The following is an 11,155-nucleotide window of genomic DNA, read 5'->3' as shown; positions in this document are numbered from 1 at the left end:
TGCACACGTGGATTTCCATCGGTCGACACTCGCTGCCCAGGCTGCCGAACTCGCGTCGAGACGCGTCACCTCGGTCGAGGTGGTCACCGCTGCGCTGGACCGCATAGAACGCAGCCAACCCACCCTCAACGCGTTCCGGATCGTGCGCCGCGATGCCGCACTCGCCGAAGCTGCCGAAGCCGATCGGCTGATCGCTGCGGGCACGTCTGCTCCCCTGCTCGGCGTTCCGATCGCAGTCAAGGACGACGTCGACATCGTCGGCGAACCGACCGCCTTCGGCTGCGCGGGCCGGTTTCCTCCTGCCACCGAGGACTCCGAGGTGGTCCGCCGACTGCGTGCGGCAGGGGCGATCATCGTGGGAAAGACGAACAGTCCCGAACTCGGGCAATGGCCGTTCACGGGCGGATCGTTCGGCCACACGAGAAATCCGTGGCATCGAGACCGGACTCCGGGCGGCTCCTCCGGTGGTAGTTCTGCCGCGGTAGCAGCCGAATTGGTCTCCGCCGCTTTGGGTTCCGACGGTGCCGGTTCGGTGCGCATCCCGGCGTCGTGGACCAACCTCGTCGGCATCAAGCCGCAGCGCGGCCGGATTTCCACCTGGCCCGATGCAGAGGCGTTCAACGGCATCACCGTCATCGGACCGCTCGCCCGAACAGTGGCCGACGCAGCCCTGCTTCTCGACGTGGTCTCCGGTGGACACGACGGTGATCTGCACCGGCCGACTCCGCTGACCGTCTCGGACGCCGTCGGCCGCGACCCCGGTTCCCTGCGCATCGCGTTGAGTCTGCGCAAGCCGTTCATCCCGACACCCGCGGCGCTGGACCCCGAGATCGCGGCTGCGGCGTACGAGATGGCTGCCGTGCTGCGGTTGCTCGGCCATCGCGTTGTCGTCGACGATCCAGCGTACGGAATGTTGTTGGGGCTCAACTTCTTACCGCGGTCGTTGGCCGGGGTCGCGGCCTGGCTCGACCGCCTGCCCGACCCGTCTCTGGCCGACCCACGCACCCGAGCCAACGCGAGGAGCGGACGAGCCCTCGCCGGCGCACCACTGCGGGCGGCCCGCGCGGCTGAGCCACGGATAGCCCGCCGCATCGGCCGGTTCTTCGACGACTACGACATCGTGCTCGCCCCGACGACGGCCACGCCGCCCCCGAGATTCGACGCCATCGACGGCATCTCCAACGCCGACACCGACCGTGTGATCACCGAACACTGCCCGTACACGTGGCCGTGGAACGTCCTCGGTTGGCCGAGCGTGAATGTGCCCGCGGGTCTTACCAAGAGCGGCCTACCGATCGGACTGCAGTTGATGGGGCACGAGTCCACGGAACCGCTGTTGGTGTCGGTCGCCGCTCAACTCGAGAACGTACTGCAGTGGCATCGCCGACGCCCCGAGCCGTGGTGGAACCGGGTGAGCGACACCTCGTAGCCTGCTCGTCAGGGCACGTCAGAAACCGAGCTTGCCCATCTGCTTGGGGTCGGTCTGCCAGTCCTTGGCGATCTTGACGTGCAGATCCAGGTAGATGCGGGTACCGAGCAGCTTCTCGATCTGCAGTCGCGACGCGGTGCCGACCTCTTTGAGTCGCGAGCCGCCCTTGCCGATGATGATGGCCTTCTGGCTGGACCGTTCGACGTACAGGATCGCGTGCACATCGAGCATGTTGTCGTGGCCCTCGCGCGGCACGACCTCCTCGATGACCACTGCCAGCGAGTGCGGGAGCTCGTCGCGGACACCTTCGAGCGCTGCCTCGCGGATCAGCTCGGCCATGAGGATTTCCTCCGGCTCGTCCGTCAGTTCCCCGTCGGGATAGAAGGCGGGACCCGGCGGCAATTCGGAGGCCAGGAGGTCGACGAGCTTCTCGATCTGCTCACCGGATTCGGCCGATACCGGGATCACGTGCGAATTCTCGCCCAGCAACTTCGACAACGACATCAACTGCTGTACGACGCGTTCCTTCTTGACCTTGTCGATCTTGGTCACGATGCCGATCAGGGTGGTCTTCGGCGCGATGTGCCGCACTTGTTCGAGGATCCATCGGTCGCCCGGTCCGATCTTCTCGTCGGCGGGGATGCACAGTCCGATGACGTCGACCTCGGAGTAGGTGTCCTGCACCAGGTCGTTGAGGCGTTGGCCCAGAAGCGTTCTCGGTCGGTGCAGCCCCGGGGTGTCGACCAGGATCAACTGCGCGTGGTCACGGTGGACGATGCCGCGGATCGTGTGGCGCGTGGTTTGGGGTCGCGAGGACGTGATGGCGATCTTCGACCCCACCAGTGCATTGGTCAGGGTGGACTTGCCGGTGTTGGGCCGGCCTACGAAACAGACGAATCCGGATCGGAACTCTTCGGTGTGTTGCTCGGACATCGAGCACCTCCAGATTTCAGTGTTGGTGAGTGACGTCCGACGAGTCGTCGTCCTCGGTGGATTCTTCGTCGGGTTCGAGCTTTTCGACCAGCACGGTGGTGATGCGGACGCGGCCCTTCGGGTCGGCTCCACCCTCGCCGCGCAGCAACAGCCCGTGAGTGGTCACTTCGGAACCGGGCAGCGGCACGCGGCCGAGCTCGTAGCCGAGGAGTCCGCCGACGGTATCGACCTCCTCGGATTCGATGTCGATACCGAATATTTCGCCCAGATCCTCGAGCGGTACCCGCGAGGACACCCGGAACCGTCCGTCTTCGAGTTGCTCGATGGGTGCTACCTCGTCCGAGTCGTATTCGTCGGCGATCTCCCCGACTATCTCCTCGATGACGTCCTCGATGGTCACCAGGCCCGCGATGCCGCCGTACTCGTCGACCAACAACGCCATATGGTTTCGGTCCCGCTGCATCTCGGCGAGAAGACTGTCGAGCGGCTTGGAGTCCGGCACGAACACCGCCGGACGCATCAGTTCGGAGACCTGTACGCCTCGCCCGCCATCGGTGGAGTAATACGTCTGCTGCACAAGGTCTTTGAGGTAGACGACCCCGACGATGTCGTCGACGTTCTCGCCGATCACCGGGATGCGGGAGTGCCCACTGCGCACGGCCAGGGACGTCGCCTGACCAGCCGACTTGTCGGATTCGATCCACACCATCTCGGGCCGCGGCACCATGACCTCGCGGGCGGAGGTATCGCCCAGCTCGAACACCGATTGAATCATTCGGCGTTCGTCGTCGGCTACGACTCCGCGCTCGCGAGCCATGTCGACGAGCTCACGAAGCTCGATCTCGGATGCGAACGGGCCGTTGCGAAATCCCTTGCCCGGGGTGATCGCGTTACCGATGAGGATTAGCAGCCTGCTGATCGGCCCGAGGAGCCAGCCGAGGGCGCGCAACGGCAACGCTGCGGCGAGCGCGATCGAGTACGCGTTCTGCCTACCCAGCGTTCTCGGACCGACGCCGATCACGACGTAACTGACCAATACCATTGCCACAGCGGTGATCACGAGCGCGGTGGTCGAGTCGATCAATTGGGTCAGGCCGCCTGCGAGCAACACCGTGCCGCCGATTTCGCACAGAATACGAAGCAGCACCATGAGATTGACGTACCGCGGGCGGTCGGCAACCACGACGACGAGGCCGGTGGCACCCGGTCGCTCGTCCTTGACCATGTCTTCGATTCGCGCCCGCGAGACGGTGTTCAGGGCCGAATCGACTGCGGCGAACAAGCCGCCGAGAGGAACCAGCAGAACGGCGAAGACTATGAGTGCGGCAGCACTGCTCACGCGCTAGGACCCCGCGCTCCCGCTGGTCCGAACACGCACATCATCGGTCGAGACCGTCGACGAAGCCGGCCTTGCCGAGCAGCCGAGCGTCTCGAACGGCCTGTTCGGCAGCCTGTTCCGCCCGCCTGACGTCCTCGTACCATTCGGCCAGCAGACGGTTCTGCAGCTCGAACATTTCCTTCTCTTCGTCCGGCTCGGCGTGGTCGTAGCCGAGCAGATGCAGCACGCCGTGCACGGTGAGCAGTGCGAGCTCGTGTTCGAGCGAATGCCCTGCTGCGGCGGCCTGGTCCGCTGCGAAGGACGGGCAGAGCACGATGTCCCCGAGCATCGCCGGTCCGGGCTCGGGAGCATCGGGACGACCGCCCGGCTCGAGCTCGTCCATCGGAAAGGACATGACGTCGGTGGGGCCGGGCAGATCCATCCAGCGCATGTGCAGATCTGCCATGGTCGCCGAATCCACCAGCACCATGGACAGTTCTGCAGCGGGGTGCACGTCCATGCCGGCGATCGCGAACCGTGCGACCGAGACCAGTTCGGGCTCGGAGACGTCCATCCCCGACTCGTTGGACACTTCGATACTCATCTAGCTACTACCCACGCTCTCGTTGCCTGCATTACCGTTTCCGTACGCCTCAATCATCTTCTCGCCGAACGCGGCCCACCCGTACGGCGTTGCGCTCGGTTCGCGATGACGCCTTCCGATGCGGACTCGAAGCGCTCGTAGGCGTCGACGATTTCCGAGACGAGCCGGTGACGCACCACGTCACTGCTGGTCAGTTGCGCGAAATGAATGTCGTCCACATCGGTGAGAATCTCCGACGCCGCACGAAGGCCTGAGCGGGCACCGCCGGGCAGGTCGACCTGTGTCACGTCTCCGGTGACGACGATCTTCGATCCGAATCCCAGCCGCGTGAGGAACATCTTCATCTGTTCGGCCGTGGTGTTCTGCGCCTCGTCGAGAATGATGAACGCGTCGTTGAGGGTACGGCCACGCATGTAGGCGAGCGGCGCGACCTCGATGACCCCGGCCTGCATCAGCTTGGGGATGGCCTCGTCGTCCATCATGTCGTGCAAGGCGTCGTGCAGTGGACGCAGATACGGGTCGATCTTCTCGTGCAAGGTTCCGGGCAGGAAGCCCAGACGCTCACCTGCCTCCACCGCGGGCCGCGTCAGGATGATGCGGCTGACCTGCTTGGTCTGCAATGCCTGTACCGCCTTGGCCATGGCCAGGTAGGTCTTGCCCGTTCCGGCAGGACCTATTCCGAACACGATCGTGTTGGCATCGATCGCGTCCACATAGCGCTTCTGGTTCAACGTCTTGGGCCGAATGGTCTTGCCTCGACGCGACAGAATGTCCAGGCTCAGCACCTCGGCGGGAGAATCCGACACCCCCTCGGTGAGCATGGCGATCGACCGGCGCACCGCATCGGGAGTCAGTGGCTGAGCGCGTTTGGCCAGTGCCGCCAATTCGGTGATCACCCGCTCGGCCAACGCCACATCGGGCACCTTCCCGGTGAGCGTCACGGCGTTTCCTCGTACGTGGATGTCGGCCGTCAGCATCTGCTCGAGCGCCCGGAGGTTCTCGTCGGATTGTCCCAGCAGCGGCATCACTGCTTCGGGGGCGAGCTCCAGGGTGGACCGAACGTCGCGCTCGGCGGGAAATTCGCTGTGTTCACTCACGTGGTGGCTATGGCCTGCTCTCTTGTTTCGACTGGTGACGCTGATGTTTTCGACGGCGTCCGTCAGTGTCGCGCTCGGACCAAGTTTAGCGCCGCAAGATCGATGCGCATTCCTATTACCCCCGGCGCTCGCCGAGGACGGCCTCGAACGAGAGCGCCCAGCACCGCGAATCCGGGTCCAGGAATGCGAAGTGGTCTTCGCCCGGCACGATCGCCAGCTCCACGTCGTCACCCGCGGCCCGTGCGGCCTCGACGTATCCGGAGCTCTGCGAAGCCGGGACCTGTAGGTCGTCGGATCCGTGTAGACAGATCGTCGGGATGCCGATCGGTAGCCGGGCCAGGGGCGAGGCCGACCGGTACAGCTCGGGCTCGTCTTCGTGGCGGGCCTGCAGCAGGGACTCGACCGCCGGATTGGTACGTCCCGACGCCCCGCGCGGCTCGAGATCGAGGACACCTGCCTGCGAGACGATGCGCGACGGCCGGACGGTTGTGTCGGTTTCACCGCCGAGCCACACCGCCAGGTGTCCGCCCGCCGAGTGCCCGATGACGCGGACATCGTCGACACCGACCGGGGCATGGTGCTGTACCACCCCGGCCACGGCGTCGAGTGCGGCGCGCACGTCGGCCTGCATCTGTGGCCAGTGCCCGCCCGCACCGACGCGTCGGTACTCGATGTTCCAGGCCACCGCACCGGCTCCGGCGACAGCTCGGGCGAACTGGGTGCCCAGATTCGACGCGTACTGCCCACTCCAGAATCCACCGTGCACGATCACGACCACCGGTGTCGCGGGCGTGACCGGCGCGGACGGAAGATAGAGGTGGCCGAATTGTTCCGGATGATCTCCGTACGCGATCTTGATGCGTGCACTCATGCGTTCGGAAAGTCGGGCGGGAGTTGGGACCACCGGGTCGTCAGAACGCCCAGGGCTCCCAACGCGACGGCTCCGGCCGTCGAGGTTCGCAGCACCGTCGGGCCCAGCACCACCGGGGTCGCGCCTGCCTCGGTCAGAGCGGCGATTTCTCGGTCGTCGAGGCCACCCTCGGGTCCGACGACGATCGCGACCTCGGGCACCGAATCGAACGGCAGGTCGCGAAAGGCCGAGGTGGCCGCTTCGTGCAGCACGGCGACGATGCCGCCGCTCGCCACGATGCGGTTCACCAGGGCGTACACCGAGCGTGAATCGTGTAACTCGGAAACCTCGGGGATGTATGCGCGACGCGATTGCTTGGCCGCCTCGGCGGCGGTACTCCGCCAGCGCGCGACCCCTTTGGTCGCCTTGGGCCCTTCCCAGCGAGCGACGCATCGAGCCGACTGCCACGGCACCACGGCGTCGATCCCGGCCTCGGTAGCCAGCTCGATCGCCAGTTCCGAGCGGTCCGCCTTCGGCAAGGCCTGCACGAGCGTCACCGTCGGAGTGGCTCGCGGCATATCCGTGCGCGCCTGCACCGTCAGTTCGAGTCGGTTCTTCTCGGCACCGACGACGACCGTGTCGGCCAGTCCGCCGGCACCGTCACTGAGCAGCAGCCGCTCGCCGACTCGGATTCGCCGCACGGTCGCGGCATGATGACCTTCTTTGCCGTCGAGCACGGCAAGCTCTCCCACGGCCGGCAGCGGAGTGAGATAGAAGACCGTGGGGGCCATGGGTCAGCGCCCGCTGAAGGCTTCCCGCAACCGCGAGAACAGGCCACCGCTGTGCGCCGAACCGGTGGTGACGACCTCCGCCGAATCGCGGTCGCGCATGGTCTTGAGCTGTTCGAGCAGATGGGTTTGCTTGCTGTCCAGCTTGGTCGGCACGATGACCTCCAGGTGGGCGTGCAGGTCACCGCGGATACCGGAACGGAGCTTGGGCATCCCGTGCCCGCGCAGCACCGTCGTCGAGTTCGGTTGTGTCCCTTGCTCGATCGAGATCTCGGTCGGGCCGTCGATGATGGCGTCGACCGTCACCGACGTACCGAGGGCCGCGTCGACCATCGGGACGCGAACGGTGCAGTGCAGATCATCGCCGTCACGGACGAACACCTCGTGCTGCTGCTCGACGATTTCCACGTAGAGATCGCCTGCGGGTCCGCCACCCGGCCCGACCTCGCCCTGCGAGGCCAACCTGATGCGCATGCCGTTGCTCACGCCGACCGGGACCTTCACCGAGATGTCCCGACGCGAGCGCACCCGGCCGTCGCCGCCGCACTTGCGGCAGGGATCCGGAATGGTCTCGCCTGCACCGCGGCAGGTGGGGCACGGACGGCTGGTCATGACCTGGCCGAGGAACGAGCGCTGCACCGACTGCACTTCGCCGGCACCGCCACAGGTCTCGCACCGTACGGGCTTGGAGTCGCCGTTGGTGCCCGAGCCGGTACACAGATCGCACAGAATCGCCGTGTCGACGGTGATGTGCTTGGTGACGCCCGTGGCGCATTCGTCGAGGGTGAGTTTGGTTCGCAGCAGCGAATCGGCTCCGGGTTGCACGCGTCCCTTGGGTCCGCGCTGCCCACCGCCTGCGCCACCGCCGAAGAACGCCTCGAATACGTCGCCGAGGCCACCGCCGAATCCGGCACCACCGAATCCGCCGCCACCACCGCCGCCGCCCTGCTGCAGAGGATCACCGCCGAGGTCGACGATTCGACGCTTCTCCGGATCGGAGAGCACCTCGTATGCGGTGGAAATGTCCTTGAACCGGGCCTGTGCGGCCTCGTCCGGGTTCACGTCCGGGTGCAACTCTCGCGCCAGTTTGCGGTACGCGCGTTTGATCTCCTGGTCCGTCGCCTGCTGGCCGACGCCCAAAGTCCCGTAATAATCCCGTGCCACGTCGTCTCTTTCGTCCTAGAAGATGAATCTCGTTCGTTGATGCTGTGTCGCGGCCGCCGTGCTCCGCGGCCGACGATAGGTCTTCGGCTCGTGTCAGCGCTCGGCCAAGACCTCGCCGATGTACCTGGCAACCGCCGCGACCGACGCGATTGTTCCTGGATAGTCCATTCGGGTGGGGCCGAGAACGCCCATCCCTCCCAGGACCATGCCAGCAGAGCCGTATCCGGTGGAAATCACCGATGTTCCGCGCATCTCCTCGACCTGCGTCTCCTCGCCGATACGCACGGTGACGGTGCGGGTGTCCTGCGTCACGGCGAGCAGCTTGAGCACCACCACTTGCTCTTCCAGCGCTTCGAGTACCGCCCGGAGCGATCCCGGAAACCCTGCATCGCCCGCGAAATCCGCCGCGTTGCGCGTGAGATTGGCCGTCCCGCCGAGAACCAACCGCTCCTCGGGATGCTCGACGAGCGATTCCACCAGCACCGTGGCCGAACGAATCATCGCGTCACGCAGGGCGGGAGGTGCATTCTCGGCCAGCTCGGCCACGGCTGCGGACGCCGCTGCCAGCCGCTTGCCTTCCAGTGCGCCGCCGAGCAACCGTCGCAGCTGGGCCAGATTCTCGTCGTCGATGACGTCACCGAGTTCGACGATGCGCTGATCGACCCGGCCCGAGTCGGTGATGAGCACCAACAGCAGCCGAGCCGGTGTGAGAGCGACGACCTCCAGATGTCGAACCGAGGACGCCGACAGCGTCGGGTACTGAACAACGGCTACCTGCCGAGTCAGCTGAGCGAGTAGACGAACACCGCGGCGCAGCACATCGTCCAGGTCGACGCCGTTCTCGAGGAACTCCAGAATGGCGCGGCGCTCGGCCGGTGACAACGGTTTGACGTCGGCGATCCGGTCCACGAACTGGCGGTAGCCCTTGTCTGTCGGCACTCGCCCGGAGCTGGTGTGCGGTTGAGCGATGTAGCCCTCGGCCTCGAGGACGGCCATGTCGTTGCGCACGGTCGCACTCGACACACCCAAGTTGTGACGCTCGACCAGAGCGCGCGAACCGACGGGCTCCTGAGTGGACACGTAGTCCGCCACGATCGCTCGTAGAACCTCGAACCGCCTGTCGTCGGTGCTCGACATCGGTGCCCACCTCCGTTCTCGTTGCCAATCGCCGCTCGAGTCTAGTAGCCGAGGAACGCATGCTCGTGCAAGGCCTTACTGTGGTCCGAGTGGAAACTGTCTTTCGATTCGGTCCAGCGGTTCGAGGCTCGCGATGATCTTCAAGGGTGTACGAGACGGAAAGCCCTACCCGGAGCACGGCCTGTCCATCAGGGACTGGTCGAGAATCCCGCCACGGCAACTGCGTTTGGACGAGATCGTCACCACCACCAAGGTGCTCGAACTCGACCGGTTGTTGTCCGAGGACTCCACCTTCTACGGCGACCTGTTCCCCCATGCTGTGCAGTTTCGAGGCGTCATCTACCTCGAGGACGGCCTCCATCGTGCTGTCCGGGCGGCGCTGCGCAGTCGAACGGTGTTGCACGCCAGAGTGTTCGACTACGACGCCCTCGGAGCCTGACGATACGAGGGCCCCGAGAACACGAGGGCACCGAGAACACTGCAGCCTGAACCAGGTCGTTCAGGCCGCGGCGATGGTGCGCACCACGGCGTCGGCGAGCAACCGGCCGCGGTCGGTCAGCACGAGGTGATCGCCTCGCTGCACCATCAACCCGTCCGCCACGGTCTGCTCGGCGGCTGCGAGCTCGGTCGGCCCCAGCAGACTCATCGGCACTCCTGAGCGCAGACGCACGGTCAGCATCAGTTCTTCGAGATGACGGTCCTGCGCGGTGAGCAGTTCACTGCCCTGCACCGGCAGATCGCCCGCGGCGAGCCGATCGGCGTAGGTGGCCGGGTGTTTGACGTTCCAGAATCGCGTGCCGCCGATGTGGCTGTGCGCTCCCGGCCCGGCACCCCACCAATCGCCGCCGTCCCAGTAGCCGATGTTGTGCCGGCAACGCGCATCGGCATCGGCGGCCCAGTTCGATACCTCGTACCAGGACAGGCCCGCCGCGTTCATGGCCGTGTCGATGCGCTCGTATCGGCTCGCCAACACGTCGTCGTCGGGTGCGGGCAACTCACCTCGACGCACCTTTCGCGCCATGGCGGTGCCGTCCTCGACGATCAGTGCGTACGCGGAGACATGGTCGACACCCGCGTCGAGCACCGCAGCGAGGGATTGGTCGAGATCGCTGTCTCGCTCGCCCGGCGTTCCGTAGATCAGGTCGAGGTTCACATGCTCGAAGCCGGCTGCGGACGCTTCCTTCGCCGCGGCCACCGCTCGTCCCGGAGTGTGGGTGCGGTCCAGAACCGCCAGAACGTGCGGCGCCGCGGACTGCATTCCCAACGACACCCGCGTGAACCCCGCGTCGCGCAACCGCTCGAAGAAGGCAGGCGACGTCGATTCCGGGTTCGATTCCGTGGTCACTTCCGCATCGTCGGACAGCCCGAAGCTCGACCGAACCGCGCCCAGTACGTCCGCAAGGCCGTCGCCGCCGAGCAACGACGGCGTCCCACCCCCGACGAACACGGTGTCGGCCGTCGGTACTCGACCCGTGCCCGTTCCGATCAGGTTCGCCGCAGCGTCGAGTTCTCTGCGCAGGCCCTCCAACCAGGACTGCGGCGACGCCGATGTGCCCAGCTCACCGGCCGTATACGTGTTGAAGTCGCAGTACCCGCATCGCGTGGCGCAGAAGGGCACATGCACATAGATCCCGAACGCACGTTCCCCCACTCCGTCGAATGCGCCGGACGGAAGCTCGAAGACTGAGGAGGTATCGACGACGGTATTCACGAACTCCAGTGTCCCAGAGTTCACCGTGGGCCCGATCCACCCGCCGCCCACGGCGTCGTGCACACCCGACTCGCACCCTGCCAGCCTATTTACCGAGATTTCGGGGTAAATAGTCTGCCGCGGT

The 11,155-nt window shown here is 65.8% G+C and carries 11 protein-coding genes; 2 read left to right on the top strand and 9 right to left on the bottom strand.

The features are described 5' to 3' along the window. Positions 1-7: 7 nt before the first annotated feature. Complete coding sequence (locus tag QM588_RS05780; RefSeq protein WP_283312123.1) at positions 8-1,429, top strand: amidase; 1,422 nt, start codon at positions 8-10, stop codon at positions 1,427-1,429. Positions 1,430-1,447: 18 nt separating this feature from the next. On the opposite strand, the gene era is transcribed toward QM588_RS05780, so the two are convergent. From era to hrcA, 8 genes are all read right to left on the bottom strand, one after another. Beyond that, positions 1,448-2,362 carry a GTPase Era gene (gene era / locus QM588_RS05775; protein WP_027497495.1) on the bottom strand — a complete coding sequence of 305 codons (915 nt, stop codon included), beginning with the start codon at positions 2,360-2,362 and terminating at the stop codon, positions 1,448-1,450. Positions 2,363-2,378: 16 nt separating this feature from the next. Beyond that, positions 2,379-3,701 (bottom strand): hemolysin family protein, encoded by a 1,323-nt coding sequence (locus QM588_RS05770; RefSeq protein WP_027497496.1) that lies wholly within the window; start codon positions 3,699-3,701, stop codon positions 2,379-2,381. A gap of 40 nt (positions 3,702-3,741) precedes the next feature. Continuing rightward, positions 3,742-4,284 (bottom strand): rRNA maturation RNase YbeY, encoded by a 543-nt coding sequence (gene ybeY / locus QM588_RS05765; protein WP_283312122.1) that lies wholly within the window; start codon positions 4,282-4,284, stop codon positions 3,742-3,744. A gap of 53 nt (positions 4,285-4,337) precedes the next feature. Next, positions 4,338-5,333 carry a PhoH family protein gene (locus QM588_RS05760; protein WP_442972878.1) on the bottom strand — a complete coding sequence of 332 codons (996 nt, stop codon included), beginning with the start codon at positions 5,331-5,333 and terminating at the stop codon, positions 4,338-4,340. 163 nt (positions 5,334-5,496) lie between these two features. Then, complete coding sequence (locus QM588_RS05755; RefSeq protein WP_283312119.1) at positions 5,497-6,252, bottom strand: alpha/beta hydrolase family protein; 756 nt, start codon at positions 6,250-6,252, stop codon at positions 5,497-5,499. Further along, entirely contained in the window at positions 6,249-7,022 is a 774-nt protein-coding gene (locus QM588_RS05750; protein WP_283312118.1) for a 16S rRNA (uracil(1498)-N(3))-methyltransferase, read from the bottom strand. Before QM588_RS05750 ends, QM588_RS05755 begins: the two co-directional genes overlap by 4 nt. Before the next feature lie 3 nt (positions 7,023-7,025). Further along, positions 7,026-8,183, bottom strand: coding sequence for a molecular chaperone DnaJ (gene dnaJ, locus QM588_RS05745; protein WP_027497501.1), 1,158 nt, complete (start codon positions 8,181-8,183; stop codon positions 7,026-7,028). Positions 8,184-8,276: 93 nt separating this feature from the next. Then, positions 8,277-9,320: a heat-inducible transcriptional repressor HrcA gene (hrcA, locus tag QM588_RS05740; RefSeq protein WP_094664593.1), complete on the bottom strand. Its 1,044-nt coding sequence runs from the start codon at positions 9,318-9,320 to the stop codon at positions 8,277-8,279. 133 nt (positions 9,321-9,453) lie between these two features. Here hrcA and QM588_RS05735 point away from each other — a divergent pair, with 133 nt between their 5' ends. Beyond that, a complete protein-coding gene (locus tag QM588_RS05735; RefSeq protein WP_027497503.1) occupies positions 9,454-9,759 on the top strand; it encodes a type II toxin-antitoxin system VapB family antitoxin in 306 nt (101 codons plus the stop codon). Between the two features lie 60 nt (positions 9,760-9,819). Here the strand turns inward: QM588_RS05735 and hemW are convergent, their stop codons facing one another. Continuing rightward, complete coding sequence (gene hemW, locus QM588_RS05730; RefSeq protein ID WP_283312115.1) at positions 9,820-11,031, bottom strand: radical SAM family heme chaperone HemW; 1,212 nt, start codon at positions 11,029-11,031, stop codon at positions 9,820-9,822. Positions 11,032-11,155: the final 124 nt, after the last annotated feature.

The organism is Rhodococcus sp. IEGM 1354 (genome assembly GCF_030056855.1).
In the GTDB taxonomy this organism is placed as follows: Bacteria; Actinomycetota; Actinomycetes; order Mycobacteriales; family Mycobacteriaceae; genus Rhodococcoides.
The sequence above is the reverse complement of the archived record's forward strand: the minus strand, read 5'-3'. Positions and strand labels throughout refer to the sequence as shown.

What these genes read in the sequence shown, in the direction of transcription:
- era (WP_027497495.1), bottom strand. Translation starts at nt 2,362, where the DNA reads ATGTCCGAGCAACACACCGAAGAGTTCCGATCCGGATTCGTCTGTTTC.
- ybeY (WP_283312122.1), bottom strand. Translation starts at nt 4,284, where the DNA reads ATGAGTATCGAAGTGTCCAACGAGTCGGGGATGGACGTCTCCGAGCCC.
- QM588_RS05755 (WP_283312119.1), bottom strand. Translation starts at nt 6,252, where the DNA reads ATGAGTGCACGCATCAAGATCGCGTACGGAGATCATCCGGAACAATTC.
- QM588_RS05750 (WP_283312118.1), bottom strand. Translation starts at nt 7,022, where the DNA reads ATGGCCCCCACGGTCTTCTATCTCACTCCGCTGCCGGCCGTGGGAGAG.
- hrcA (WP_094664593.1), bottom strand. Translation starts at nt 9,320, where the DNA reads ATGTCGAGCACCGACGACAGGCGGTTCGAGGTTCTACGAGCGATCGTG.
- QM588_RS05735 (WP_027497503.1), top strand. Translation starts at nt 9,454, where the DNA reads ATGATCTTCAAGGGTGTACGAGACGGAAAGCCCTACCCGGAGCACGGC.